This is a genomic window from Planctomycetota bacterium (assembly GCA_016872555.1).
Lineage (GTDB): Bacteria > Planctomycetota > Planctomycetia > Pirellulales > UBA1268 > F1-20-MAGs016.
This window is the reverse complement of sequence record VGZO01000017.1, coordinates 52,309-78,053: the sequence shown is the minus strand read 5'-3', so window position 1 is coordinate 78,053 and position 25,745 is coordinate 52,309. Positions and strand designations below refer to the sequence as shown.

22 protein-coding genes are annotated in these 25,745 nt (G+C 70.2%); 12 read left to right on the top strand and 10 right to left on the bottom strand.

Going from position 1 to position 25,745, the window contains the following annotated elements; all coding sequences use genetic code 11:
- Nucleotides 1-210: 210 nt before the first annotated feature.
- Nucleotides 211-1,494 carry a DUF1559 domain-containing protein gene (locus FJ309_07970; protein MBM3954536.1) on the top strand — a complete coding sequence of 428 codons (1,284 nt, stop codon included), beginning with the start codon at nt 211-213 and terminating at the stop codon, nt 1,492-1,494.
- A 37-nt stretch (nt 1,495-1,531) separates the two neighbouring features.
- On the opposite strand, the gene FJ309_07965 is transcribed toward FJ309_07970, so the two are convergent.
- The 4 genes from FJ309_07965 to FJ309_07950 form a co-directional block, all read right to left on the bottom strand.
- Nucleotides 1,532-2,302: a M48 family metallopeptidase gene (locus FJ309_07965; GenBank protein MBM3954535.1), complete on the bottom strand. Its 771-nt coding sequence runs from the start codon at nt 2,300-2,302 to the stop codon at nt 1,532-1,534.
- Nucleotides 2,303-2,428: 126 nt separating this feature from the next.
- Entirely contained in the window at nt 2,429-2,764 is a 336-nt protein-coding gene (locus tag FJ309_07960) for a DUF86 domain-containing protein (GenBank protein ID MBM3954534.1), read from the bottom strand.
- Complete coding sequence (locus FJ309_07955) at nt 2,761-3,078, bottom strand: nucleotidyltransferase (protein ID MBM3954533.1); 318 nt, start codon at nt 3,076-3,078, stop codon at nt 2,761-2,763. Before FJ309_07955 ends, FJ309_07960 begins: the two co-directional genes overlap by 4 nt.
- A gap of 83 nt (nt 3,079-3,161) precedes the next feature.
- Entirely contained in the window at nt 3,162-3,425 is a 264-nt protein-coding gene (locus FJ309_07950) for a CPXCG motif-containing cysteine-rich protein (GenBank protein MBM3954532.1), read from the bottom strand.
- A 30-nt stretch (nt 3,426-3,455) separates the two neighbouring features.
- On the opposite strand from FJ309_07950, the gene FJ309_07945 reads away from it, so the two are divergent.
- The 3 genes from FJ309_07945 to FJ309_07935 all read left to right on the top strand — a co-directional run bounded on the left by FJ309_07945 (nt 3,456) and on the right by FJ309_07935 (nt 4,837).
- The gene (locus tag FJ309_07945; GenBank protein ID MBM3954531.1) at nt 3,456-3,869 is read left to right on the top strand and encodes a DUF2384 domain-containing protein; all 414 of its coding nucleotides are present in this window, start codon (nt 3,456-3,458) and stop codon (nt 3,867-3,869) included.
- On the top strand, nt 3,829-4,548 hold the full coding sequence (locus tag FJ309_07940) for an RES domain-containing protein (GenBank protein ID MBM3954530.1): 720 nt from the start codon (nt 3,829-3,831) through the stop codon (nt 4,546-4,548). The genes FJ309_07945 and FJ309_07940 overlap by 41 nt, the downstream gene beginning before the upstream one ends.
- Nucleotides 4,549-4,624: 76 nt before the next feature.
- Entirely contained in the window at nt 4,625-4,837 is a 213-nt protein-coding gene (locus FJ309_07935) for a hypothetical protein (GenBank protein ID MBM3954529.1), read from the top strand.
- Between the two features lie 321 nt (nt 4,838-5,158).
- Here the strand turns inward: FJ309_07935 and FJ309_07930 are convergent, their stop codons facing one another.
- The gene (locus FJ309_07930) at nt 5,159-6,331 is read right to left on the bottom strand and encodes a sugar phosphate isomerase/epimerase (GenBank protein MBM3954528.1); all 1,173 of its coding nucleotides are present in this window, start codon (nt 6,329-6,331) and stop codon (nt 5,159-5,161) included.
- A gap of 396 nt (nt 6,332-6,727) precedes the next feature.
- Between FJ309_07930 and FJ309_07925 the strand changes: the two genes are divergently transcribed.
- Both FJ309_07925 and FJ309_07920 read left to right on the top strand, forming a co-directional pair.
- Nucleotides 6,728-7,900 (top strand): NAD-dependent epimerase/dehydratase family protein, encoded by a 1,173-nt coding sequence (locus tag FJ309_07925; GenBank protein ID MBM3954527.1) that lies wholly within the window; start codon nt 6,728-6,730, stop codon nt 7,898-7,900.
- Nucleotides 7,901-8,050: 150 nt separating this feature from the next.
- Nucleotides 8,051-9,001, top strand: coding sequence for a hypothetical protein (locus tag FJ309_07920; protein ID MBM3954526.1), 951 nt, complete (start codon nt 8,051-8,053; stop codon nt 8,999-9,001).
- Between the two features lie 31 nt (nt 9,002-9,032).
- Here the strand turns inward: FJ309_07920 and xylA are convergent, their stop codons facing one another.
- From xylA to FJ309_07905, 3 genes are all read right to left on the bottom strand, one after another.
- Entirely contained in the window at nt 9,033-10,358 is a 1,326-nt protein-coding gene (xylA, locus tag FJ309_07915; GenBank protein ID MBM3954525.1) for a xylose isomerase, read from the bottom strand.
- Between the two features lie 76 nt (nt 10,359-10,434).
- Nucleotides 10,435-11,202, bottom strand: coding sequence for an FkbM family methyltransferase (locus FJ309_07910; protein ID MBM3954524.1), 768 nt, complete (start codon nt 11,200-11,202; stop codon nt 10,435-10,437).
- 72 nt (nt 11,203-11,274) lie between these two features.
- The gene (locus FJ309_07905) at nt 11,275-12,177 is read right to left on the bottom strand and encodes an SDR family NAD(P)-dependent oxidoreductase (GenBank protein ID MBM3954523.1); all 903 of its coding nucleotides are present in this window, start codon (nt 12,175-12,177) and stop codon (nt 11,275-11,277) included.
- Between the two features lie 38 nt (nt 12,178-12,215).
- Here FJ309_07905 and pyk point away from each other — a divergent pair, with 38 nt between their 5' ends.
- From pyk to FJ309_07885, 4 genes are all read left to right on the top strand, one after another.
- A complete protein-coding gene (gene pyk, locus FJ309_07900; GenBank protein ID MBM3954522.1) occupies nt 12,216-13,718 on the top strand; it encodes a pyruvate kinase in 1,503 nt (500 codons plus the stop codon).
- A 157-nt stretch (nt 13,719-13,875) separates the two neighbouring features.
- A complete protein-coding gene (locus FJ309_07895) occupies nt 13,876-15,102 on the top strand; it encodes an argininosuccinate synthase (GenBank protein MBM3954521.1) in 1,227 nt (408 codons plus the stop codon).
- A 68-nt stretch (nt 15,103-15,170) separates the two neighbouring features.
- Nucleotides 15,171-16,301, top strand: coding sequence for a hypothetical protein (locus tag FJ309_07890; protein MBM3954520.1), 1,131 nt, complete (start codon nt 15,171-15,173; stop codon nt 16,299-16,301).
- 307 nt (nt 16,302-16,608) lie between these two features.
- On the top strand, nt 16,609-18,696 hold the full coding sequence (locus FJ309_07885) for a hypothetical protein (protein MBM3954519.1): 2,088 nt from the start codon (nt 16,609-16,611) through the stop codon (nt 18,694-18,696).
- A gap of 61 nt (nt 18,697-18,757) precedes the next feature.
- Here FJ309_07885 and FJ309_07880 read toward each other — a convergent pair whose 3' ends face one another.
- Nucleotides 18,758-21,172: a peptidase gene (locus tag FJ309_07880; GenBank protein MBM3954518.1), complete on the bottom strand. Its 2,415-nt coding sequence runs from the start codon at nt 21,170-21,172 to the stop codon at nt 18,758-18,760.
- Between the two features lie 329 nt (nt 21,173-21,501).
- Between FJ309_07880 and FJ309_07875 the strand changes: the two genes are divergently transcribed.
- Both FJ309_07875 and FJ309_07870 read left to right on the top strand, forming a co-directional pair.
- The gene (locus tag FJ309_07875; protein MBM3954517.1) at nt 21,502-21,756 is read left to right on the top strand and encodes a hypothetical protein; all 255 of its coding nucleotides are present in this window, start codon (nt 21,502-21,504) and stop codon (nt 21,754-21,756) included.
- Nucleotides 21,757-22,269: 513 nt separating this feature from the next.
- Nucleotides 22,270-24,195 (top strand): hypothetical protein, encoded by a 1,926-nt coding sequence (locus tag FJ309_07870; GenBank protein ID MBM3954516.1) that lies wholly within the window; start codon nt 22,270-22,272, stop codon nt 24,193-24,195.
- A 381-nt stretch (nt 24,196-24,576) separates the two neighbouring features.
- On the opposite strand, the gene FJ309_07865 is transcribed toward FJ309_07870, so the two are convergent.
- Nucleotides 24,577-25,689, bottom strand: coding sequence for a DUF4912 domain-containing protein (locus FJ309_07865; GenBank protein ID MBM3954515.1), 1,113 nt, complete (start codon nt 25,687-25,689; stop codon nt 24,577-24,579).
- Between the last annotated feature and the right edge of the window lie 56 nt (nt 25,690-25,745).

The window sequence follows — 25,745 nt, the reverse complement described above, 5'->3', positions numbered from 1 at the left end:
GCCAGCGGTTCAACGACCCGGGGGTGTTCTGCGAACGGGCGTTCAACACGTTTTTCCCGATCTACGAATGAAGGACCACCGCGCGCCCCGCCGCGGGCGCCGGCGCCGGTTGCCTGCCGGACGAGCGGTGACGATGATGACCGCGAGTGGGATCGCCAGCGCGTGGCAGCGGGCCGCTCCGACCGTGATGTCGTCCTGGGGGCTCGTGCCATGTGCCACGTCTCGAATCGATCCGCGGCCGTATGTGCCGCACTCGTCGTCTCATTGGCCACCTTCTGGGCACGTGCTGACGAGCGCGTCGTGATGAGCTATCCACGGTTCACGCCCGAGCCGCCGCATCGGATCACGTCGGTCGACCAAGGGCGCGGCGAGGCGGTCGTCGAGCCGCTGCAGTTGGCCGACGGACCGGGGTTTCTCGCCGTGACCGAGGGGCCGGCGCTGCTGTTCATGGCCGCTGCGGGCGGTGACGGCCTCGACCATGCCGTGCGCGTCGAGGTGGCCGAGGTGCTCGACGGCGGGCGGGCGCGGGTCACGTTTCCCCGTGCTGCCTCCGAATGGGTCGCCACAGGCCCCGCGCTGCTCGGCCGGCCGTTCGCCGGCGACCTCACGGCAGGGGGCCCCGCTGCGGTGCCCACGAAGGTGATTCGCGCGCTGCCCGACGTGGTGAAGCGAGCGGCGGAAAATGGGCCGCGGAATCCGGCGGCCGATCGCGCCGGTGCTGCCGCGAGGGCGCGGCGGTCGATGAACAACCTCAAGATGATCTGCCTGGCGTTCCACAACTATGCCGATGCATACCGAGCGTTTCCCCCGGCGGTCGTCTTCGGCCCCGACGGCAAGCCGTGGCACTCGTGGCGCGTCCTGCTGCTGCCCTACCTGGAGCAGGAGAATCTCTACCGGCAATACGACTTCTCGTCGCCGTGGGATTCAACGACCAACATCAAGCTCGCGGCGAAGATCATCGACGTCTACCGCGACCCGTCGCGGAAGGCCGACGATCCGGCGACAGGCTATGCCGCACTCGTCGGCGCCGACGCGCTCTTCTCGCCCGACGGCGTGCGGATGACGTCGAAAGACGATTTCCCCGGCTGCCTCTCGCGCGGCCGCCAGCGGTTTTTCCAGGACGTGACCGACGGCACGAGCAATACGATCGCGTTTGCCACCGTGCCGGCGGAGCGGTCGATCCCGTGGACGAAGCCGGAAGACATCGTCTTCGCCGACGCGTTTCCCGGCATCGGCAGGCCGGCCGGCTTGGGCGCGATCGACACCGGAGCGGTCCGCGCGGCCCTGGCGGCATTCGCCGACGGCTCGGTGCACGTGCTCGCGGCCGACAAGGACCCGGCCGAGCTGAGGAAGCTGATCACGCGGGCAGGTGGCGAGGTCGTGGAATATGACCAGATCGACGAGCGGGCGGCGCAGGTCGTGAATCCGTCGGGGCCGCCGCTGGTGAAGATCGTCGTCGGCGACGACGGCGCCTACCGGCTCGAGGTGGAGTGAGGGGCTCGAGGTCATCCACTCCCCCACTCCCCCACTGTCAGTCGCCGTCACCGTGCCGTCCGATCGGTCGCGCGGCGAGCTCGGCATGGCGGGCATGCCAGTCGGGCATGTGCGCCGTGAGGAGCGATTTGAAACGCTGGTTGTGAGATGGCTCGATGAGGTGCGCCATCTCGTGGACGACGACGTATTCCAGCAGCTCCGGCCGACGTTTTGCCAGCTCGGAGTTGAAGCGGAGCCGCCTCGTGCGCGGCGTGCAGCTTCCCCACCGCGTCGCCATGCGTCGCACGCTCCACGCGGCCACTTCCACCCCGAGCGGTCCCTGCCAGGCGGCGACCAGCGGGCCGATCGCCCGAGCCGCCTCGGCACGGTACCAGGCCGCGACTGCCCGGGCGCGGCTGGGGAGGTCGGCCGCTGCGGGCACCGTGAGCACCAGCCGACCGCCGTCGAGAGCGACGCTGACCCGGCGGCGACCGGCGACACCGCCTGCGGTGGCCAGGCCGACCACGGCCAGGGGGTAGTCGCGGCCCCACACCGGATGGACCTCGCCGTCGAGATACTCGACGCGCGGCGGTGCGGGAAGCGCGCGGACGCGTGCCTGGTGCACCCGGATCCAGTCGGCCTTGGACGTGGCAAACGCGACCAGCTCGCGGCGTGGCACCCACGGGGGCGCCGACAGGACGACGCGCCCGTCCGGGGGGAGCACGACCAGCCGCAGCCGCCGCATCCGCCGCCTGACGATGGCGATCTCGATGCCGTCGACCGCGATCACGGCGGCGGCACGGCGAGGGGGCATCGGGCGCATTCCCATCCGTCGGGGAGGCCGGCCGTTCGCCACGCCGGTCACTTCGTACACACGGGTATGAGCCGCAGCGGCCGGATACTTCGAGACCAGTCGACACGAGCTGAAACGGCGGCGAGAGTCGAGGTCGATTCCTTACGACAGAAGTTCGTCGATCTTCGCTATCAACGGAGGAAGATCGATCAAGACCGCATCCCACAAGACGCGATGGTCCACGATGTCGTAACCATGAGCGAGGTGATCCCGGGTTCCAGCGATTTCCCTCCAGGGAATGTCACGGTGCATCGCGGTGATCTCAACCGGCAAGCGTTTGACACCTTCGCCGATGATTTCGATGAATCGCTCGAGCGCTGCTGTCGCCTTCCAGTCGGCAAGCAGCGATTCGAGCGAGTGGCCGGCACAGAGTGCACGCGCCTTTTCGGCAGCGTCGCGAATCTGATGCAACGTCATGCGAGGGTCGCGGCGGGTCATGGCTCCTCGTAGATCGTCACGGCCTCGCGGCGAACGACAGGCTCGAGGTGGGGGTCGAGTTGCGAGCAGAAGTCCACCTTGCGACCGAGGATTGCGGCGAGCTCGTCACCATAGCCGAAGAATCTGAATCCGATGCCGCGAGTCGCGCCGGGCTTGAAGTCAGCGAGCACGTCGATGTCGCTCGTTGCCGGGTTGAAGTCGTCGCGCACCGCGGACCCGAAGACACTCAGCCGGGCGATGCCTTTCTCCCGGCAGAATTCGGCCACGCGCTCGCGATCGAAGCGGATCGGCAACTGCGAGACATCGGTCACCATCGTCTGCCCTCCTCCGACGTCGAGTCTACGTCGCTCTCGTACCCGGGTCCCTGCCGGCAATCGCCGCGAGTGATCGCCCGGCCCTACTCGTGCGCGCCGTCGATCGACGCGTCGCCGGTGGCGTCGAACTCGACGCGGAGGACCATCGGATGGCAGCAGACCGGGCAGTCCTCGACGTATTCCTGCCGCTCCCCCTCGGTCGGATCGAGCGGGACGACGATCTCCTCGCCGCAGGAATCGCAGACGTAGGTCGCCTCGGCGGCCAGCGACCGGCGGCGCGGACGGCGACGGCGCATCGGCATCGGTGGAGCCCCGCGGGGGGATGATTTCCCTGGAAACGAAAACATGATATCATTTCCGTGGAAAGGAACCACCCCATGACCCCCTCCGCCCGCTCCCGCCCCGCCGCCGGCCGGCAGGCGGCCCGCCGCGGCGCCGCCGCCCCGCGCCGCGAGGCGGTGCTCACCAAGGCGTTTCTCCGGGCCGGGGAGCGCCTCGAGGTGCCGCGGGCGGTGCTCGCCCGGGTCGTCGGACGCAGCCAGCCGACGCTGTCGCGGATGTATGCCGGCGGCTACGAGCTCGAAGAGGGGACGAAGGAGTGGGAGTTGGCCCTGCTCTTCGTCCGCCTCTACCGGTCGCTCGATTCGATCGTCGGTACCGACGAGGCGGCGCGGGCCTGGCTCACGGGGAGCCATCCGGCCCTCGGCGGGATTCCGCTCGACCTCGTGCAGACGACGGAGGGACTGGTCCGTGTCGTCCACTACCTGGACGCCCACCGCGCTGTCGTCTGAACGACGGCCGTTCGCGGGGGCATTGGTCCGCATGATCGAATCGCAGCGCTTCGCCTCGACGATGAAGCTCGTCGACGGCGCTGCCGAGCAGGCGCTGCTCGAGGAGCTCGTCGAGGAGGCGAAGCCGCCGCGGCCGGCGGGGGCCGAGAAGCTCCATTACCTGCTGGCGACGCCGTTCCGCTATCCGCCGTCACCCCACGGATCGCGGTTTCGCGGACCGTCCGACCCCGGCGTGTTTTACGGAGCCGGCGAGGTGCGCACCAGTTGCGCCGAAGTCGGCTACTGGCGGTGGCGGTTCCTCACCGACGCGCCGGCGCTGTCGCGTGTCGACCCGGTGGCGATGACGGCGTTTCGCGTGCAGGTGGCGACGCACGTCGTCGACCTGCGCCGGGCGCCGTTCGACCGCGACGCGGCGGTGTGGGCCCACCGCAGCGACTACGCCGGCACGCAGGCGCTGGCACGCGTCGCCCGCACGGCGGGCGTCGAGGCGCTCCGCTACCGCTCGGTCCGCGATCCCGAAGAGGGCATCTGCGTGGCGCTGCTCACGCCGGCGGCGTTCAAGCGGCGCGTGCCCGACCGCGAGACGCAGGAGTGGTGGCTGGCGGTGCGGCCCGACGGCGTCAGCTGGCGCCGCGGCGAGAACGAGGCTTTCGACTTCTCCGCCGCGGGCTGGCGCTGAACGGTGGGACCGCCGTTGACAGCCGCCGGGGCCCGGGCCATGATGAACACCAGTCCAGTTTCCGGAGGGCCAGGGCATGACGATGGAATCGATCCGTGAATTCATCCGCCGCGAGCCGTTCGAGCCGTTCGTGATCCGTCTTTCGAACGGCGAGGCCCACGAGATCCGCCATCCCGAGTGTGTCGCGATCACGAAGTCGAAGGTGATCGTGACCTATCCGGAGGAGGATCGCGTCATCCACGCGGCGCTGATCCACGTCAACGCGATCGAGACGCTCGAGCACGCCTGACGGCCGCCTCTCGACCTGCTGCCGCACGCCCCGCCGCCGCGGAGCCGTCCGGCCCCAAGTTCACTGGGCCGCTCTGAGAGCGTCGACGCCCGCCGACACCGGCCAAGAGCATCGCCACGAGCCAGACGCCGCCGCCCCGGCCTGGCTGCCCCATTCACGGGACCCGCGAGCCCCTCCGCCGTCGCCCTCGCATCGGCCCGTCGCCATGTCGTGCGGGTCGATGCGAGGGCAGAGGCGCGGGGGGCGGCCCCCTCTGCAGAGCCCGAGTTGAGGCTGTCGTCGCGCTCGCCTTACGACGCTTCCACCCGTCATGCCCGCCCATCAAGCCTTGAGCGTGTCGTCGTGCCGGCCGGTGGCGGGGGGCAGGTCGCCCGCGCGGACGGCGCGGAGGGCGGCCACCGCCCCGGCCTTCTTCTCGGCGTCGTTGTCCTCCCACTCGATGTTGATCGCGCCGGAGTAGCCGGCGCGGTTGAGCTCGACGATCAACTCCTCGACGTTGACCGCGTCGCGCCGGCTGCCGGCGGTGACGAAGTTCCAGCCGAGCAGCTTGCTCCCCATCGGCCGGTGGCCGCCGAGGCGGCCGGCGCGGGTCGTGCCGTCGATCACCTGGACCCCCTTGATGTGGGCCGAATGGATCCAGTCGGCATATTCGCGGACGAACTGGATCGGGCACACCCCCTGCCAGACCATGTGGCTGGGGTCGAGGTTGAAGCCGACCACGTCGCGGCCGTAGCCCGCCTTCTCGAGGAAGCGGACGTAGTCGCCGGCGCTCTCGATGTCGCCCATCGCGCGCTCGCCGGGGTGGCACTCGAGATCGAACGTCACGCCGTACTTCCGGCAGGCGTCGAACACCGGGGCGAAGCGCTCGACGAGCAGCTCGAGGCTGACCTCGAGGACCTCGGGGATCGGGCACCCGCCGATCGACTTCGGCCGCGGCGGGAACTCGAACCAGTGGCTCCAGCAGTGCGCCGGCGAGCCGACGAAGCCGGGCACGGCGACGTGCCGGTCCTGGAGCTTACCGAGATGGTGGGCGAGGCGGACGGCCCGGATCAGGTCGGTGCGCGCCTTGTCGTGGATCGCCTTGCCGACCTCGTCGGGCACGAAGTAGGGATCGGTCCGCGGCGGCTGGTTGCCCTTCTTCCGCCAAGCGACGTAGGCCTCGACGGCGTCGCCACCGATGAATTGCAACGTCTTGGCGGAGGGCTCGTCGCCCAGCGCCTGCCCCTGGAGGTGCGTGGCGACGGAAAACACCTCGAGGCCGCGCGACCGCGCCTTCTCGACCCGGCTCTTGGCATAGGCGGCGGCGCCGGAGTCGGTGTCGCACTGGGCGAGGTCGAGCTCCCACGACGCCTCCTCCCAGCCGTCGAACCCGGCCTGGGCGATGAAGTCGAGCCACGCATCCTCGGGGATGTCACCGAACTGGCCGCGCACCAGGCCGATCTGGTGGTGCGAGCCCTTGCCGCTGCGGTGTGCCTTCGTCTGGTGGAAGCCCATGGTGTCCTCTCGGGTGTGAGTCGGCCGTCGTGGACGACTCGCTGCCGATCGCCTCCGCGCGTCGGCACCAATGTGGGCCGGCGCGGTTCACCGTCGCCTGCACCGCCGGCACGGTCCCGACCCACCGACAGCGGCGGTCGGGAAATCGTCGGGAAGGTAGTGTGGCCGGTGCCGCGGTTCTGTTCCAGGTCCCCCCCTCATCCGCAAGGGAGCCGGACATGCGGGGGCTTTCCAGCCGTTTTTTTTGTGCTGTAATTATCCGGCGGTGGCTGGGTGGCCGTCACGGCTGATCGCTGCGACCGCCATCCTCGGCGCCCCACGCCTGCCGGCGGATCGGCGGTTGCCGCCGGTCGCGTCAGTTCAACTTCACGTTTTCTCAGGGGGAATCTTCTCGTCATGGCAGCCAGCAGTCGAATCAGCGTCGTCACCGGAGCCGGCGGGTTCATCGGCGGGCACCTGGTTGCCGCCCTGCGCCGTGCAGGTCGTCCCGTGCGGGCGGTGGACATCAAGCCGATCGACGACTGGTATCAGGTGTTTCCCGACGTCGAAAACCTGGCTGGTCCGGTGGACGGCGATTGCCGTGATTTTTCGGTCTGCCGGCGCGCCGTGCGCGACGGAGCGGAGGTCTTCCAACTCGCCGCCGACATGGGGGGTATGGGGTTCATCGAAAACAACAAGGCACTCTGCATGCTCAGCGTGCTCACCAACACCCACATGTTGCTGGCCGCGCAGGAAGCCGCGGTACCCCGGTTCTTCTTCAGTTCCTCGGCGTGCGTCTACAACGCCGAGAAGCAGGTCAATCCGGACATCACTGCCTTGAGCGAGCCCGATGCGTATCCAGCGCTCCCCGAGGATGGCTACGGGTGGGAAAAACTGTTCAGCGAACGGATGTGCCGGCACTTCCGCGAGGACTACGGCATCCAGGCCCGTGTCGCTCGGTTCCACAATGTCTACGGACCTCATGGCACGTGGCAGGGGGGGCGTGAGAAGGCTCCGGCGGCGATCTGCCGCAAGGTGATCGCCGCGAAGGCGAGCGGGAAGCACGAGATCGAGATCTGGGGCGACGGCAATCAGACGCGCTCGTTCATGTACATCGACGACTGCGTGCTCGGGATCAGGAGGATCATGGACTCCGACATCTACGAGCCGATCAACCTGGGTTCCAGCGAATTGGTGTCGATCAATCAATTGGTCGACATCGCCGAGACGATCGGCGGGGTGAAACTGAAGCGGCACTACAAACTCGATGCACCGCGCGGGGTCGCCGGTCGCAACAGCGACAACACGAAAATTCGGAAGTATCTCGCCTGGGAGCCGTCGACTTCGCTCCGTGATGGGCTTGCCAAGACCTATGCGTGGATCGAGGGTGAGTTTGGCAAGGAAGTCGAGTCCGGGAACGCCGCTGCGCTCACCGTGAGCTCGTTCAGCCATGGTTCCAAACCGATCCCCGGTGACGGCTACATGGCCGAGTCGCGCCACATGGACACCTGGAAACAGGGGATCCCCGTCGGGTACGGCGGGCGCGGCGGTGAAGCGAAGCCTTCCGTGTCCGGCACCGTGCGAGGATAAGTGTCTCGACGGTCGGCGCCGTTTCGTCCACGATCTGTGCGGTCGGATGACCCTGGGATGATCCCGTGTCGCCGTCCCGTGTCGGTACGGGCGGCTTCGCTTTTTCGATCGCGCTTCAGCCGTCGCAGCCGGCCCCGTTGGAGCCTGAAGATGATCACTTTTTTTGCCCCGGTTCGAACTTTCGTCGGGTTGTTCGACATCCTGCAACGGAACGCGATCGCCAGTTGGAAACGGGCGATTCCAGGGGCCCAGGTGATCATCCTTGACCGCGAGGATGCCGTCGGAGCCGTCTGTGACGAGCTTGGCGTCGAATGGGTGCGCGACATTCCGTACGACGAGCGTTTCGATCGGCCATACGTCGGCGGATTATTTGCCGCGGCAGAGTCGCGGGCCGTCAATGACATCCTTTGCTTCATCAACGGCGACAACATCATGCTTGATATGCTCCAGCCGATCGAGCAGGTCAAGCGGCGATTTCAGCGGTTTTGTCTCGTCGGCGAGCGGTGCAACCTCAAAGTAGAAGAAGTGCTCGACTTTGACGATCCGCGGACTGCCGCGGCCCTCAAGACGCGTATGCAGACCGAGGGCTGGTGGTCGAACGAGCATGCCATCGACTACTTTATCTATACCAAGGGCAGCTTCGGCTGCGTCCCGCGATTCCTCGTGGGAGCTGGCAAAATGGATAACTGGCTGATCCAAAAGGCGGCGTGTACGGGGCTGCCGTTGATCGACTGCGGTCGGAGGGTAATCGACATTCATCAAGAGCACGAAGAACGGTCGTTTTTCGAGACGAAATACACGACAACCAACGTTCTGTCACCGATCCGTGCGGTAAACGACCGTGAGTTTGCCTTGTGCCAGGTTGCTGTCGGGGGGGGCGGACTGTCGAGCATGCTCGCCGCTGACTGGCTGATGACTGCCGATGGTTTTGTCCCCAATCCGCGGTCCGCGCCCTTCGGCACGCGACGCTCGGTGGCGCGCGCGTTCCATCGTGTTCCTGTCGCCAACCGTCTGGCTATCGCCGCCGAATCCGCTTGGTACGGGTTCCGCCGCCAAGCGGGCGGCTTGGTCCGCCGTCTCGGTCTGCGACGCGAGGCCTGACGGTGCCTCTGGCGGTCGCCGCGTCACGACATCACAGGTAATCGTTGACGACGTTCTCGAACAGCTCCTGCCGGCCGCTCGTGCAGGGCGTGGCGTCGCCCTTGTCGAGCATCAGCCGCTCGAGGCTGGCGAAGCTCTCGCTCCCGGCCTCGATCCGCCGGCCGAGATCCCCCGACCAGCTCGCATAGCGCTCGGCGACGAGCCCCGCCAGCCGGCCGTCGGCGCGGATCGCCGCCGCGATCTTCAGCCCGCGCGCGAAGGCGTCCATCCCGCCGATGTGGGCGTGGAACAGGTCGACCGGCTCGAAGCTCTCACGGCGGACCTTGGCGTCGAAGTTGATCCCCCCCGGGGCGAGGCCGCCGTACTTGAGGATCACGTGCATGATCCGCGTCGTCAGGTAGATGTCGGTCGGGAACTGGTCGGTGTCCCAGCCGACGAGCGGATCGCCGGTGTTGGCGTCGATCGAGCCGAGGAAGCCCTGCAGCCCGGCGTATTCCAGCTCGTGCTGCATCTCGTGACCGGCGAGCGTGGCATGGTTGGTCTCGATGTTCATCTTCACGTGCTTGTCGAGACCGTAGGCGCGGAGGAAGTTGATGCACGTCGCGCAGTCGAAGTCGTATTGGTGCTTGGTCGGCTCACGCGGTTTGGGTTCGAAGTAGAACTGCCCGGTGAACCCGATCGCGCGGGCGTGGTCGACCGCCATGTGCATGAACCGGGCGAGGTTGTCGAGCTCGCGCTTCATGTCGGTGTTCCACAGGCTCTGGTAGCCCTCGCGGCCGCCCCAGAAGACGTAGCCCAGGCCCCCCAGCTCGTGCGTGACCTCGATCGCCTTCTTGACCTGGGCGGCGGCGAACGCGAACACCTCGGCGTTGCAGCTGGTGGCGGCGCCGTGCACGTAGCGCGGGTGGGAGAACAGGTTGGCGGTGCCCCAGAGGAGGCGGATCCCCGTGCGCTGCTGGTGCTCGCGGAGGCGGGCGGCGACCCGGTCGAGGTTGCGGTTGCTGTCGGCCAGCGACGCCCCCTCGGGCGCGACGTCGCGGTCGTGGAAGCAGTAGAAGCCGACCCCGAGCTTCTCCATGAACTCGAAACCGACGGCGACCCGGTCGAGGGCGGCGTCGAGGGTGTCGCCTTTGGTCTCCCAGGGGCGGCGCATCGTCGGGGCGCCGAACGGATCGCTTCCCGTGCCGCGGAAGGCGTGCCACCAGGCGACGGCGAAGCGGAGGTGCTCGCGCATCGGCTTGCCCTCGACGAGGGCCGTGGCGTCGTAGTGGCGGAAGGCGAGCGGGTTGCGGCTCGCGGGCCCCTCGTAGCGGATCCGCGCGATCCCTTCGAACGCCTCACGGTGTCCACGTGCCATGATCACCTCGTTGGTTGCCGCGAGGTCCATGGCGTCGCGGCGTTCGGTTCGGTGCGTCGCACCGCGCGCCGCCTGCTCACGCCGATCGGCGCCCGAGCCACCGCCACCAGCCCTTGCCTCTTCCTGCCATGCCGACCTGGTGCCGGCAGCCTGACAGACGGAAACCGTCGAACACGTTGGGCGGCGTGGCAAAGGCGGTGCGGAGGTCGTCGTGCTCCGCAGCGAGATAAAAGCGGTTGAGGCCGTCACCGTAGACGAACGAGTAGCCGCGTCCCGTGAGCAGCGGCTCCCACACGGCGTGGCTCGGATCCTGGCTGCCGGGCACGACGCTCTCGGCGACGATGATCCAAGGCCGGTGATGGTCCAGCGCCATTCCGGCGAATACCTCCTCCTCGGCCCCCTCGACGTCGACCTTGAGGAAATGGATGTCTGGCGGCGCATGGCGGTCGCACAGGGCGTCGACCGTGGTCACGTCCACGTCCCACTCGGCGGTCGGCCGGCGCCCGGCGCGGACGTGGCGGGCGGCGACGATGGCATCCATGGTCGAGCAGCCGCTGTCGACGGTGCCGAACCGCCAGAAGCGCCGCTTCCCCGGCGCGCTGCCGACGAGCACGCAGGCGTTGGTGTCGCGCGGACGGCGGGCGACGAACCGGGCGTGGCGATCGGGAAGCGGCTCGACGTTGATCCCGCGCCAGCCTCGCTCGGCGAAGGCGCGGGTCACCGACAGCGTGTCGGGGTCGTCGGCGCCGACGTCGATCCAGAACCCGCCGTCGACGCCGCGGAGGGCGCGCGACAGCATGACGTCTTCGAAGTTCTGAGCGTACGAGACGAAGGTTGCGGCCATCGGAAGACCTACCAGGATGAAGGCACTGTGCGCGCGCCGGGGCCCCGGTGTAAATGCAGGTTTTCGCCGCCATCAGCCGGGAGGCGCGAACCGGCCGAGCAGGCGCCGGCCGGCGTCGGGAAACCACTCGACGAGACCGGCCAGGAGCGCGGCCTTGGCAGGGACCACCAGTTCCGCCGTTCGCCGATCGCAGGCGGCGAGGATCCGGCCGGCGAGCCAGTCGGGATCGATCGCCTTGACCGCAGCGCCGCCACCCGGGCGGGCGGCAGCGTCCGGAAGACCGCCATCGGCGACGTCGTCTGCGTAGCGGCCCGGCTGGGGATCGGCGGCCGTGGCGGCCGTCGACTCACGGCGGATCGGACCTGGTGAGACGAGGAGCACGTGGGCACCGCGCGGGGCGACCTCGAGCCGCAGGGCATCGACCCAGGCCGCCAGCGCCGCCTTCCCGACGCAGTACGGTCCCATCCAGGGCGTGACCAGCTTTCCGGCCAGGCTCCCCACGAACACGAGGTGCCCCGACGCGGCGGCGACGTCGTCGGCGACGGCCTGCGTGAGCTCGACGGCGGTCAGGAGGTTTGCCTCGACCGCCGCAGCGAGCGCTGCCGGGGGCGTCGTGAGGATCCGCGCCCGCCCGGACCGTCCGACGCAGAAAAACAGGTCGTCGACCCCGTCCCAGTGGCGGAGTGCCTCGCCGACGACGCGCCCCCCTTCGCCGGGCCGCGCGAGATCGGCCGCCACTCCGCGGACGCGCGACGCCGCGCCACCGGCGCGCGGAGCTTCGATCCGCTCGAGGCCGTCGCGCACGCTCCCCGAGGAACGGCCGACGACGAGCACCCGGCAACCGACGGCGAGCAACCGCCGCGCCAGCGCGACACCGAACCCGGTGGTTCCCCCCGCCACGATCACCCGCCGGCCGCGCCACGACGTGCCCATGGGGGGAGTGTAGCGGTCGGTGAACCCGCGCACGGTGTACATTGGCGGCGGTTTTTCCCCCGCCTGCCCTCGGAGCCACCATGACGGCCCCCGCCGCCGCCGCGCCTGGCGCGGCCGATCCCGTCCGTACGAAGGTCGTCGCCACGCTCGGCCCCGCGTCGCGCTCCGACGAGGGGATCCGCGGTCTGATCGACGCCGCGGTGGACGTGTTCCGCCTCAACATGGCGCACGGCACGCCCGACGAGCACGCCGCGGCGCTGGCCGCGATCCGCCGGATCGCCGACGAGGCGGGCCGGCCGATCGGCGTGCTCGTCGATTTGGCCGGCCCGAAGATCCGCCTCGGCGAACTCCCGGGTGGCGCCGTCGAGTGTGCCGAGGGGAGCCTGATCCGCTTCGTAAGCGGCACGAGCAGCACGCGCCCCGACGAATTCGTCACCACCTACCCGCAGCTCGTCGACGAGCTGTCCAAGGGGGATTCGGTGATGCTCGCCGACGGCACGATCAGCCTCCTCGTCGAGGAGCGCAGCGCCGACGCCGCGGTCTGCCGGGTCGTCCAGGGAGGGACGGTGCGCAGCCGCCAGGGGGTCAACCTCCCTGGCGTGCGCCTCTCGGTGGCGGCGCTGTCGCCGGCCGATTGGCAGCATGCCGAGTGGGCGGCGGGCGCGGGGGCGGACTTCGTCAGCCTGTCGTTCGTGCGCACGGCCGTCGAGGTCCGGCTTCTCAAGGAACTGCTCCGGACCCGCGGCTCGGTGGCCCGCGTGATCGCCAAGATCGAAAAGCTCGAGGCCCTCGACGACCTCGAGGCGATCGTCGACGCCGCCGATGGCGTGATGGTGGCGCGGGGCGACCTCGGCGTGGAGATCGACGTCGCGACGATGCCGATGATGCAGAAGCGGATCATCCGCACCTGCCAGCGCTACCAGAAGCCGGTGATCGTCGCCACGCAGATGCTCGACAGCATGCACAAGTCGCGGCGGCCGACGCGGGCCGAGGCGACCGACGTCGCCAACGCGATCCTCGATGGCGCCGATGCCTGCATGCTCTCGGGCGAGACCGCGATCGGCGACCACCCGCACCTCGCCGTGAAGATGATGCGGCGCATCGCGCGGGCGACCGAGGAGCTGTACCTCGACGACCGGAAGCGCGTGATCGAGCAGGGGCTGGCCGCGGTGCCGGGGGTGATCGGCGAGATCGTGCCCCCTCCCGAGAAACTCGTCGATGGGCTCCACCCGATCACGCAGGCGGTGGTTGACGGCGCCGGGCGGATCGCCGCGCAGCTGGGCGCCCGCCTGGTGGTCGTGGCCACTCGCACCGGACTGTCGGCGCTGGCGCGCTCGAAGCGCCGGGGCGGCGTGCCCACGCTCGGCGTCAGCGACAACCTGGCGAGCCTCCGCCAGATGGCGCTGTACTGGGGGGTGACGCCGCTGGCCATCGAGGGGGACGACGTCGGCGCGATCGTTTCCCAGGTCACCGCCTGGGGGCGGGCCGCGGGCCGGCTCTCCCCCGGCGATCGGATCGTGCTGGTCAGCAGCAGCGGCTTCGCCCGGAGCGGCCACGACATGGCCGTCGTCCACGAGGTCTGACGGGGCCGAGCGGACGTCGGCCCGCCGGCCCGTACCGGTTCACCGTCGTGATCGGTTCGCGGACGTCGCCGGGGACGGTATCGTTGGGGCCTGCGGACCGGAACCGGCCGGCGTGTGATCGCCGACCTGCCGGCAGCCTGACGACGAGGAGGACGACGTGGCGGCGAAGACGAAGTGCGTGCTGGCCTACTCCGGGGGGCTCGACACCTCGGTGATCCTCGGCTGGCTGATCGAGCGCGGCTACGACGTCGTCGCGGTGTACGTCGACCTCGGCCAGCCCTGCGAGGACCGCGACGCGATCCTCGACAAGGCGCGCCGCTGCGGCGCGGTCAAGGCCGAGGCCGTCGACGTCCGCGAGGAACTGTGCCGCGACTTCGCCTTTCCCGTGCTCCAGTGGCAGGCGCGGTACGAGGGCACCTACCTGCTCGGCACCTCGATCGCCCGGCCGCTGATCGCCAAGGAGTGTGTCGCCATCGCCCATCGCGAGGGGGCGACCGTCTTCGCCCACGGGGCGACCGGCAAGGGCAACGACCAGTGCCGCTTCCAACTCGCCGCCGAGGCGCTCGATCCGGCGATCAAGGTCCTGGCGCCGTGGCGGATCCGGGAATTCCGCGATCTGTTCCCCGGGCGCACCGAGCTGATCGAGTTCTGCGAGGCGCGGGGGATCCCCGTCAAGGCGTCGAAGGGAAAGCCCTATTCGTCGGACGAGAACTGCCTCCACACCAGCTACGAAGCCGGCTTGCTCGAGGAGCTCTCCACCGACGGCTACGCGCTGGTCGACTTCGGGATGACGGTCGCACCGCAGCACGCCCCCGAGACCCCGGAGACGGTTCGGATCGACTTCACCGCGGGCGTGCCCGTGGCGGTCAACGGGCGGTCGCTGGCCCCCCACGAGATCGTCCTCGAGCTCAACCGCATCGGCGGCCGCAACGGCGTCGGCCGGATCGACGTTCTCGAGAACCGGCTCGTCGGCATGAAGAGCCGCGGTGTCTACGAGGCGCCGGGGATGACGCTGCTTTACGAGGCGCATCGGCTCGTGGAGCAGATGACGCTCGACCGCGACCTCGTCCACCTCCGCGACCGGCTGTCCCCCGAGATCGCCGAGATGGTGTATTACGGATTTTGGTACGCGCCGAAGATGGACGCCCTGTTGGCGTTCATCCGCGAAGCGCAGCGTCCGGTGACCGGCAGCATCGAGCTGGCCCTGTACAAGGGCAACGTCCTGGTGAAGAGCCGGACGAGCCCCGTGAGCCTGTACGACGCCGCGATCGCGTCGATGGAGGGGGGCGGCTCCTACGACCAGACCGACGCCGAGGGCTTCCTCCGGATCCTCGGCCTGCCCGGCCGGGTGCAGGGCCGCGTGCGGCCGCGCTCGTGCGATTGAGATCCACCCGGGGCGTGGGCGCCCACTGGCCTCCTGGGAAGGCCTTGCAGTCAGTGGCGAGTGCCCGCTTGGCCGTGGTCATCGTCAGCCTCCGCTGGGCGGCACGCCAGCCGGCCTGCTGGCTCGCCGCGGCCGTCGGCTGCGCCGCTCCGCTGGTGCCGGTGCCGTCGCCCTGGACAGGCGGCGTCGCCGCGATCATCGGCGGGGTGGTGGCGTGCGCCGCGGTGGGGACGACCGCCGGCGCGGTCTGGATCGCGGCCCGCGCGGCGTGGCCCGCGATCGCGCTCGTGGGCGGCGCCGCCTTGGCCGGCGATGCCACCTTCGTCGCCGCCTCGCTCGCCGGACTGGCCGCCGCCGTGGCGCTGATCGGGCGACTGCGCCACGATGCCTCGGCCGCCGACGCCACGACGGCGGCGCTGGTGGCGACGGCCCTCGTCGGCGGCCTCGCCGCCGCCGCGGCGGCGGTCGCCGGCGACCCGCGCGTCGGCGGCGTCGTGGCCGTGGGCGCGGCGGGATTGGTGGTGGTGGCGACGCGCCTCGCGGGAGACCGAGGCGGGTGGCTGTTCGATCCCCTGCCGTGGAGCCTGGGCAGGCCTCCCGGGCCCTGCCCCGCGACGACGCGGCTGCGCTCCATGCTCCTTTCAGCAGCGATGGTCTCCGGCTTGGCGACGATGGTCGGGGGGCTGTTTCTCCTGCCGTCGGCGACGGTCGCGGCGCTGGTCGGCGGGACCTGGCTGGTCGCGTTGGCGGCGCCACCGGCGTGTCTCGGCGCCCTCGCCGACGGCGACGACGCGATCCGGCGCTCCGCGCTGGTGGGGCCCTCGACGGCCGTGCGGATCGTGGCCTGGCATACGGCGGTGGTCGTCTGGCCGATGTGCGTGGCGATCGCACTGGCCGCCGGGGATCGCGTGCAGCTCGCCGCGGCGGCGTGGTCGTTGGCGACCGTGACGACGCTGGCGATCGCCCTCGCGCTGACGGCAGTTTGGGGGCGTTGGGGAAATGGCGGCGCCGGGGGGGTGGGAAGGGGCGAGACGGCGCTGGCGCTGGCTCTGGGGCTCGCGGCAGGGATGATGCTGACCGGCCTCAACGCGGTCACCCGCCGGACGATCGCGTCGGCGGCGGCGGGCTCTGGAGTCACGTGGGACGAGGGCCGATCGGCCGCGCGGTATCCGGGGCTTGCGGCGTTCGAACGGTGTTGAGGCTTTCCGCCTCACCTGCGACACTCTCCACCTCGCCGGGACCGCCAAGGCTGCCTGAATCACCGTGAGGGAGGCGGGCGGAACGGAGAACAAGGGATCCTGGCAAGGGTGTGTCGAGAAACACGGTGGCGCCGTTCGATAGTAACAGGAATCACCTCGTCACCCGCGCTGTCCGGGGACGTCTGCGACCGCTTCATCGGCGCTGCCGAAGGAAGTCGGCGTGACGGTCGCCAGGCGCGACGAAGTGCACCGGTGCGGTGTCCGACCAACGTCAACACGGTCTTCGCAGTCCCCAGGAGGAAGCGTCGTGCACGGAACCAGCGTCGCCGGTGAGGTGATGGGCACGGGAAGAGGGACGCGGGCGGTCGGCGTTCACCGGACGCAACGTGGATGGCTGCCGCCCCTCTGCCACGCCGCGAAGGCGATGGTGCTCGCGGCGGGCGTCGCCGGTTGGTCCGCCTTGGCTGCGGCCGGGGCCTTCCCAGCCAGCGAACAGGTGTTCCCGGCGACGACCCGGCTGTGGTGCAGCATGCCGGACGTCCACGGCCTTTCGGCGGCGTTCGACCGCACCGAATACGGCCAATTGACCAAGGATCCGGCGATGAAGCCGTTCGTCGAGAGCCTCCGCGGACAGATCCGCGATGCCGGTTCACAGCGGCTGGCACGGCTCGGGCTTTCGCTCGAGGATCTGGAGACCATCCCCGGTGGCGAATTGGCCTTCGCCGCCATCGAGCCGCAGCCCGGCGTGCTGGCGACCGTTCTCCTCGTCGATACCACCGGTCACGAGGATCAGACCACGGCGATCATCGAGCGCGTCGTCGCCCGGCTCGACGAGCAGAAGGCCACCCGGCTCCCGGCAGTGGCGGTGACCGCGGAGGGGGCGGTGGTCCACGTGTTCCAGCTCGCGGCCGACCCGCGCGACCGCCCCGACCGCCCGCGGAAGGTCGCGATCGTCCAGTTGCCTCACGCCCTGGTGGTCGGTGACCATCCGGCCGTGGTCGCCCAGACCGCCGGCACGTTGGCCGAGGGGCGGGCCGACAACCTCGCCTCGCTTCCCGCCTACCAGGCCGTCGCCGAGCGCTGCGGGTCGAAGGTTGCGGCCGGTTCGGCACCGCTCCGCTGGTTCGTCGATCCACTCGGGTTCGCCAAGGCGTACCAGGGCGCCAACCCGCCGCGCGAGAAGAAAAAGGGCCCGGACTACGTGACGATCCTCGGCCGGCAGGGGTTCGACGCCGTCCGCGGCCTCGGCGGCGTGGCCCTGTTCGACGACGGCCAGTACCAGCTCCGACACCACACCTTGATCTACGCGCCGCCGCTGCCGGGGCGGAAACCCTTCTCCCCCGATCGCTTCAACCTCGCGGCCCGGATGCTCGAGTTTCCCAACGCCGCCTCCGTCGAGCCGCCCGCCTGGGTGCCGCGCGAGGTGGGCAGTTGGATGGCGTTGCAGTGGGACATGCGGGCGGCGTTCCGGTCGGCTGAATCGCTCGTCGACGACGTCGTCGGCGAGAAGGGCGTGTTCGACGACGTCATCGCCTCGCTCAAGGAGGATCCGGACGGGCCGCAGATCGACGTCGAGTCGGAATTGGTCAACTGCCTCGGCCAACGCGTCTCGGTGGTCAGCGACTACGCGACGCCGATCGACACCGACAGCGAGCGGCTCGTGATCGCCATCGAGGCGACCGACGAGGAGAGCGTGCGCAAGGCCGTCGCCAAGAGCATGTCGACCGATCGTGACATGCGGAAAGTGGAGTTCGAGGGACACGTGATCTGGGAACAGATCGATCACACCGACGCGATCCCGCAGCTCGAGATCGAGACCCCGGGGTTGGCCCGTCGGCATGCCGACGACGAAGACGACGATTCGCGCGGCCGCCGCCGTGTCCGCGAGCGCGAGGAGAAACTGCTTCCCCACTCGGCCGTGACCGTCGCCAAGGGCCACCTGCTGATCGCCTCGCACCGCGACTTCCTCGAGCGCGTGCTGGCGACGTCGGGCGACGAATCGTCGCTCGCCGGCTCGGCCGACTACACGATCGTGGCGGCGGAGGTGGCGCGGCTGTTTCCCGGGTCGATCGCGCTGCGGTCGTTCGGACGGACCGATCGGACCGTCCGTCCCGCCTACGAGATGCTCCGCCGCGGCGAGATGCCCAAGTCGAAGAGCCTCACCGGCCAGTTGCTCAACGCGATCCTCGGCGACGGCAAGGAGGGGAGCGTGCGGAGGCAGCGGATCGACGGCAGCACGCTCCCGGAGTTCGAGACGATCCAGCGCTACTTCGGCACCGCCGGGGCCGGCATGGAAGCGGTCGAGAACGGCTGGTACGTCGCCGGAGTCGCTCTGCGGGGGCCCGATCGGGAGCCGGAGATGGCCCGGGGGCCGGTGAGCAGCGTCGGCCGCTGATTCGTCTTCTCGGCGGTGCGGAGATCGCGGAGGCCGGCAGTGCCCGGATCGGCGCCGCCGGTCAGCGGTCAGCTGGCCGACCGGTGCCGCGTCCCCCTTCGACCTTCGCCCAGAACGGGTGCTGGCGGTCGGCACGGCGCCGCAGGTCCTCGAGGATCACTGCCGCGTCGGGGGTGACGGTGTCCTTCACCAGCCGGCGCCCGTCGAGCGTGACGGTGACGGGGCGATTGAAGTCGACCAGTTCGGGAAGCAGCCAGACCGTCACCCGTTCGGCTCCGCAGTGGACCGTCAGTCCGTTGGTGGCCGTGGTCTTCGCCTCGACCTCGAAGGGGCGGACGTTGGGGGGCGGCGGCCATTGCGACGGGAGCACGACCGTCCGCGGCGGCGCCCCGCTCAACTCGATCCACCAGAAGAAGCGGTCCCACGGGCGCATCGTCACCGCGTCGATCGCCGGCGCGGCGAACGAACGCCGCCGGCGCTGCATCCAGGCGAAGAGCCGGAGGATCTCGTCGGAGAAGTGCTCGTGGCCACGGCCGCGGTATTCGACGTAGGTCACGTCGAACCCCTTGGCGAAGTAGCGGTCGAGGTCCATGCCGTTGCGCGCCAGCGAACCGGAATCGAGCTCGCCGGCGACGAGGTAGATCGGCAGCGTCCGGGCGTTGTGCCAGTAGCGGTTGACGTAGCGGCCGGCGCCCGGGGCGATGCCGATCAGCCCTGCCCACAGGTCGGGGTGGGCAAGCGCGATGTCCCACGCGGCGTCGCCACCGAGAGAATGCCCGGAGAGGAACACCCGGTCGGTGTCGACCGAGAACCGGCGGCACGCCTCGCGGAGGGCGGCGAGCACGACGGCGTGCTCCCGCGCGGAGTACTCGTAGCCGGTCTGGTCGGCAGCCGCCCAGGCCGGCGCGATCACGATCGTGCCGTGCCGGCCGGCCTGGCCGAGGCGCGTCCCGTCGGGGCCGGGCATTCCAGCCCACCACTCGATCTGGTTGAGTGGTGTCGTGCCGCCGGCGTGGAGGGTCACGATCGCCGGGTAGCGGCGGAGCGGATCGTATTCGGGGGGCAGCTGCACCAGGCAGGGAACGGTGCCCGGTCCCGCACCGTCCGGAATCGCCAGCTCGTACAACCCCGGCTGGATCGGCTCGGGGGGGGCGAGCGGGGGATGCATCTGCCGGGCGACGGCCGCGACGGTCGGGGCCGCGAATGCCTCTTCGTCGGCCAGGCGGCGCAGGAGGGCCGCACGGGCCCCGTCGTCGGCCGAACGCAGGTAGTCGGCGACGCGGTCGCGGACGCGCGCCGTCGACAGCGCGAGCTTGAGATTCTCCACCGCCGCGCCGGCCCCGGTCAGCCATCCGCTGATCGCCAGCGCCACCGCCCGGTCGGCGGGGAGGTCGTCTCCGCCGAGGCGTTCGAAGGTCGCCAGGCGTTCGAGGGTTTCCGGGCCGATATCGGTGGCGATCTCCTCGGTCAGCCGCGTCGCCTCGTCGCGCTGGGGGCCGTCCTCGAGCGCGGCGACCCGCCGGCGGAGCGCGGCGAGCGTGGCGGTGGCCCGCTCGTCCCGCTTTCGGACGCGGTCGCGCTGCTCGCGGACCGCCTCGACCAGCTCTCCGCTGGCGTCGGCCGCTGGAAACGCCTCGATGAGCCGGGCCACGAGCCGGTGCTGGCCCGCCTCTTCGCGCTGGCGGATCTCCTCGAACAGGGCCACCGCCGCCAATTCACCCAATTCGCGTCGCTCGGTGGCGAGGTCGGCGAGGGCGGGGAAGTCACGAATCACGAGGTCGAGTTCGCTGCGCGCGTCTTCGTAGCGACCGGCCTGCAGCCAGAGGCGAACGAGCTTGAGGCGCTCGTCCGGATCGGAGCCGTCGATCGCACCGTTGACCACCTGGCGGACGACGTCACGCGGCAGCGACGAGGTCGCGATACGCATGTCGAGCAGGATCGGTTTCTCCGTCTGGAGCCCTTCGATCCGGGTCCACCGGGGCGTGATCTGCGTGATCCCCTGGACCACGTCCACGCGCCCTGCTCCGGTGGCCAGGGAGAGGATCCGCCGGCCACGGTCGTCGAACGGCGTCGTGCCGACGATGCCCCCCACGGCCGCCACGCGCCGGCCGTTTTCCGGCACGCGCTGCTCGATCTCGATCCGTTCGGTCCCGACGTCGAACGGCCCCTCCTCGACCTTGGTGACACGCCGTTTCGGGACCATCGTCCGCGTCAGTTCGTCGTCGCAGGCGAGCACCGGCGTGCCTGCCCCTCCCCCCGTCTCGGTGAGTGGGTTCACCACGATCCCGGGCAGGAGGGCGAAGCGCCCCTCGAGAACACGCCCGTCGTCGAGGGCGACGACATCGGCCTCCGCCGGACCCGCCGGGGTGAGGACCACGGCCACGAGCGCCGCGATCAGCCCGACCCTCGCCCGCCAACGCCACGGCAGCGTCTGGACGAGGGGGGGCGACATCACCACTGCGTCGAATTGTTCCATGGCAGCAGTCTAGCTGTCCGTGGACAAAGCCCTCTGAGGCCAGTGTCCACTCTGGCGACCGCGGGAAACGCCGAGGGTTTCCCGGGTCGCCGTCGGCCGCATCCGGCGGCCGATCACTTTTTCCACGGTCTGCTGGCGCGCGAAGCGCGCGGCCGACCACGCCGGTTCGTCGCTTGACCCCCGCCGGATGGCGTCGGAAAATCGCGGCTCGACGGCAGGCGGCGGAGGTGACCTTCGGCTGGCCAGCCGATGGTCTGGTGGAGTGCGACGTGGGAAGACGGGTGCGACAGGGCCAGCAGCGAGGGATCCGCCGCTGGCTGGCGAGGACGGTGGCCGCCGTCGTCATCATTCCGGTAGCGCTGGTCGTGCTCGTCGGGCTCGGGGCACTTTTGCACGCGTTGGGGGATCGGGGTGGGGCGATGGCGTGTGCGCGCCTCGTGCTTGTCGGTGGCGTGGTCTGGGCGACGAGTTTGGTCGCGATGGGCCTGGTGACCGCACTGGCGGTCGCCGGCGACGGAGGACATCGCCATTCGGGGGGGCGACGGAGGCGCGACCTCCCACCCGGTGGCGGCGGCACGCCATGAGGATGTGGTCGGGTGCCGGAGCGTAAGGGGGACCGGGGCGATGGCGATCAAGTTCCGTTGTCCCGGGTGCCGTGCCAAGCTCTACGTCCCCTCGCGCTGGCAGGGGAACACGATCGCCTGCCCACGCTGCGAGGCGCCGGCCGTCGTTCCCGCTTCCGGAGCCGAGGCACCGGCTCGACCGCCAAGGCACTTCGACTCTCCAGCGGTGGAGGCATCGCTGGCAGCGCTCGACGGGAACAGCCACGAAGATCCGTTCGGCGACGCGCCTGTCACGCTGCCGCGGCCGGGGCGATCGGGCCGAGCCTCATCCCCGCCGGTTCCCGACCGAGCGGCCTCCGCCGCTCCCGTGGTGGTCGTGTCCAAGGACCACGCAGAACCCCGCCCACGTGGTTTGCGCACGCCGGTGACGTTGCCGTGGTGGGCCGTCTATGCTTATCTGGGGACGCTCACCCTGAGCATCGTGGCGGCGTTCTTCGCCGGGTTCTGGTGGGCGTCCGTCGGAGCGCCGGGCCCATGACGATGGCGTGTCGCATGCCGCGCCCGAACCGCTCGACGCGCGTCGTCGCGGCCTTGGTGATCGTCGGCGCCTGCGGTTGGATCACGCGCCCCGCCCCCCTCCGTGCGGCCGATCAGGCGCCTACTGCCGGGGCGGTGAAACGGCTCCTCGACGAAGCCGAAGTGCTCCTCGCCGACGGCAAGCCCGGGCGTGCGAAGGACCGCCTCGGTGAAGCGGCGGGGATGCTCACCGCGCTCGCCGAGGAGAGTCGCCCGCCGACCGGATTCCGCGCGCTGTGCACGCGTGCCGGTGATCTGCGTGAGCGGCTCGATCTCGAGGGGGTCGACGTGTCGGCTCTCCTCGTCCCCTCGGGCATGGCGGCCAAAGCGACCCGTCCGGCGCCGGCCGATCGGCCCGCCCCCGCAGCCCAGCCGGGGCCGAGCTTCACCAAGGAGATCGCTCCGCTGCTCGTCAGGCATTGCGGGGGGTGCCATGTCAGTGGCCGCCGCGGCGATTTCCAGATGACCAGCTACGACGGCCTGATGCGCACCGGGATGGTGCAGAAGGGCGCCGGGGCCGCCAGCCGGCTGGTGGAAGTGATTCTCTCCGGCGACATGCCGCGCGGTGGAGGGAAGGTGCCGGCGGCCGATCTGGCTACGCTGGTGTCGTGGATCGACCGCGGGGCGGCCTACGACGGCACCGACCAGGCCCTGCCGCTCACCGGTCCGCCGGCTGGCCCTCCGGCCGCGACGGCCGCTGCGCCACCGCAGCTCCGCGGTGCGGTGGCGCTCCAACCGGGGGACGTGTCGTTCGCGTTCGAGGTGGCGCCGGTCCTGCTCCAGCACTGCGCCGGCTGTCACGACGCCGACGATCCCGAAGGAGGGCTGCGGATGGTGTCGCTCGAATCCCTCGTCCGCGGCGGTCAGACGGGGCCCGCGGTCGTGCCGGGCAAATCGGCCGACAGCCTCCTGGTGAAGAAGCTCCGCGGCACGGGGATCGAGGGCCAGCAGATGCCCCTCGGCAAGCCCCCGCTGGCCACCGACACCATCGACCTCATCGCCCGGTGGATCGATCAGGGGCTGAAGCTCGACCTGCTCTCGCCGAAGGCGGCGCTGGCCGACGTCGCTGCGGCTGGTCGTGCCCGCAGCCTGTCGCACGAAAACCTCGCCCGGGCACGGTTCGCCGCCACCGACGGGCTGTGGCGGCGTGCGATCGCCGACGAGGAACCGGTGGTGATCGCGCGGGGGTCGAGCCTCTGCGTGGTTGGCAACCTGCCCGCGTCGCGCCTGGAGGAGGTGGCGGAGGCTGCCGGGCGGATCGAGGCGGAGGTGGCTGGGGCGCTGGTGGCCGATGGGCAGCCGTTGATCAAGGGGGGGATCGTGCTGATGGCGTTCGCCAAGCCGTTCGACTACTCCGATTTCTGGGTCAACGTCCTCGGCGCCGAGCGCCCCAAGGGGCTCCTCGGCGGGGCGGGGATCTCGGGCGACGTCGTCTATGGGGCGCTGGTGGTGCCGGAGGCTGGCCAGCCTGCGACCGAACTCGACTTCCGCCTCGCGGAACAGATCACGGCTGCCGCCCTGGCAGGGCGCGGTGTCCCCGCCTGGTTCGCCAACGGCGCCGCCAGGGTGACGGCCGCGAAGCTCGTGCCGAAGGCGGCGCTGGCAAAATCGTGGCGCGCCGAAGCCGCCGACCGGGTCAGCGCGGTTCGCTCGGCGGCCGACCTCGTGGCCGGCCGCGCCGATCCCGCCGACGCGACGCCTGTCGCCGCGGCATTCTTCGGTGCCAGTGGTGGAGCGGCCAAACTGCCTCTGCTCGTCGCGCAACTCGACGAGGGAAAGAGCTTCGATCTGGCGTTCCAGCAGGCCTTCCGTGGGCCGCCGGCCGCGGTCGTCGACGGCTGGCTGGCCCGCGAATCACGGAAGCCCTCACGCCGTTCGCCCTGAACCGATTCGACGGTCCCATCATCTCGGGCGCCGGCGTCTCCGTGGGGAGGGCGACCCGGCGGGAAGGATCGGCGGCGATACGTTTTCCACCGCGATGCCGTGGTGTCGCGGATGCGGAGAGCTCGTTCATACAAAAGGAGGGTGCCTCGGCCCCGGGCACGGGATCCGGCGACCGTGAGGCAGCCGGCGTGCCGCGCTGACGAGACCTGACGGCACCCGACGAGCCTCGGTAAGAGCTCACCGGCATGGTGTCGACAGCAGCACGAACATGGCAGAAAACGTATCGCCGCAGACCCGAACCACCGCGGCGATTTCACTCTACCAGATGCCGGCCACGGTCACACGGTCCGCGCTCACGGAACGCGCACGAAGCGCAGCGGCTCAGAACTCGCCGTTGTCGCGCGAGTGCGGTTCCATCGACTTCGTGTTGCGCTCCACGGCGACGACGACCGTCTGACGCTCCAGACCGTTGGGGGTGCTGGAGACGATCGGGATCACCTGCCGTTTGTTGGGGAGATCGACGCGGACGCGGAACGTGCCGTCGGGCTGAACCTTGACCGGCTCTCCCTGCAGCGTCACGTAGCAGCCGGCCTCGGTGACGCCGTAGATGATCATCTCGGCGTCGACCTCGAGCTGCAGGCCCCCGGCCTGTTCCCCCTCGCCGTCGGCGTCACCGCTCGACCGGCGGCCGACCGGCGGGCCCATCGGCCGGCGCAGCCGTTCTTCAAACAGTTCCTGCAGTTCGGTGCAGTTGTTCTCCGGCGAATAGCCGCCGCTCATCGAGTAGATCTTGTCGCAATCGGCGGCGATGTCGCCCCAATGGACGTCGAGGGTGTCGGCCTGCGAGGTCGCCGGCATCGAGACGCCGTTGCTCCGGGCCAGGACATGGAACCGGCCGGACGGCGTCGCGTAGCCGATTTCAACCCGGCAGCGGATCGGCTCGCGGATGTCGATGAACCAGTTCTTCACGCCGCCATGGACGTCGAACGTGCGGATCACCTGCTCCGAGGGGGAGCCCTGGAGGCCGTTCTCCAATTGCAGCAGGCGGAGCGTGGGCCGGGCGGCGTGCCACTCAGGACCGAGCGCGGCTTCAGCCCGGACGACGCTGGCGGGGGTGATTTCCCAGAAGGCGTGCAGCCAATGGGGGCCGCGGACCATGACCACGAGCCGATCCTTCATCGCCCGCGCGGGCCGCCCTTGTTCCGGACGGGTGGCGAGGTTTTTCGCCCGGGCAAGCCGCTCTCGCGCCTCCTGGATCCGCTGCGTGACCGCCGCGTCCCGGGTGGCGTTCTTGGAGGGCGCGACGTCGCGGGCCACCGTCACCGGACGAGGGCGGAGCGCCGCGGCCGCCACGGGGCGGGCGGCACGGGCTTTGCGGATCAGGGCCCGGATCAACTGATCCTTCCGCATCGAGTGCCAGCCCGACACGCCATGCTGCTTCGCCATCCGGGCGAGATCCCGGACCGGCTTCTCGTTGAGACTGGATGCTGTCACGATGGCCCTCGGCCAACCCCGGGATCGATCACCAGAACTTCACTTGAACCGTATCC

Excerpts from the sequence above, each read along its gene's own strand:
- FJ309_07970 (MBM3954536.1), top strand. The coding sequence starts at position 211 with ATGTGCCACGTCTCGAATCGATCCGCGGCCGTATGTGCCGCACTCGTC.
- FJ309_07925 (MBM3954527.1), top strand. The coding sequence starts at position 6,728 with ATGGCAGCCAGCAGTCGAATCAGCGTCGTCACCGGAGCCGGCGGGTTC.
- FJ309_07905 (MBM3954523.1), bottom strand. The coding sequence starts at position 12,177 with ATGTACACCGTGCGCGGGTTCACCGACCGCTACACTCCCCCCATGGGC.
- FJ309_07930 (MBM3954528.1), bottom strand. The coding sequence starts at position 6,331 with ATGGGCTTCCACCAGACGAAGGCACACCGCAGCGGCAAGGGCTCGCAC.
- FJ309_07945 (MBM3954531.1), top strand. The coding sequence starts at position 3,456 with ATGACCCCCTCCGCCCGCTCCCGCCCCGCCGCCGGCCGGCAGGCGGCC.
- FJ309_07880 (MBM3954518.1), bottom strand. The coding sequence starts at position 21,172 with ATGGAACAATTCGACGCAGTGGTGATGTCGCCCCCCCTCGTCCAGACG.
- FJ309_07955 (MBM3954533.1), bottom strand. The coding sequence starts at position 3,078 with ATGGTGACCGATGTCTCGCAGTTGCCGATCCGCTTCGATCGCGAGCGC.
- FJ309_07910 (MBM3954524.1), bottom strand. The coding sequence starts at position 11,202 with ATGGCCGCAACCTTCGTCTCGTACGCTCAGAACTTCGAAGACGTCATG.
- FJ309_07920 (MBM3954526.1), top strand. The coding sequence starts at position 8,051 with ATGATCACTTTTTTTGCCCCGGTTCGAACTTTCGTCGGGTTGTTCGAC.
- FJ309_07965 (MBM3954535.1), bottom strand. The coding sequence starts at position 2,302 with ATGGGAATGCGCCCGATGCCCCCTCGCCGTGCCGCCGCCGTGATCGCG.
- FJ309_07935 (MBM3954529.1), top strand. The coding sequence starts at position 4,625 with ATGACGATGGAATCGATCCGTGAATTCATCCGCCGCGAGCCGTTCGAG.
- FJ309_07960 (MBM3954534.1), bottom strand. The coding sequence starts at position 2,764 with ATGACCCGCCGCGACCCTCGCATGACGTTGCATCAGATTCGCGACGCT.
- FJ309_07870 (MBM3954516.1), top strand. The coding sequence starts at position 22,270 with ATGACGATGGCGTGTCGCATGCCGCGCCCGAACCGCTCGACGCGCGTC.
- pyk (MBM3954522.1), top strand. The coding sequence starts at position 12,216 with ATGACGGCCCCCGCCGCCGCCGCGCCTGGCGCGGCCGATCCCGTCCGT.
- xylA (MBM3954525.1), bottom strand. The coding sequence starts at position 10,358 with ATGGCACGTGGACACCGTGAGGCGTTCGAAGGGATCGCGCGGATCCGC.
- FJ309_07950 (MBM3954532.1), bottom strand. The coding sequence starts at position 3,425 with ATGTTTTCGTTTCCAGGGAAATCATCCCCCCGCGGGGCTCCACCGATG.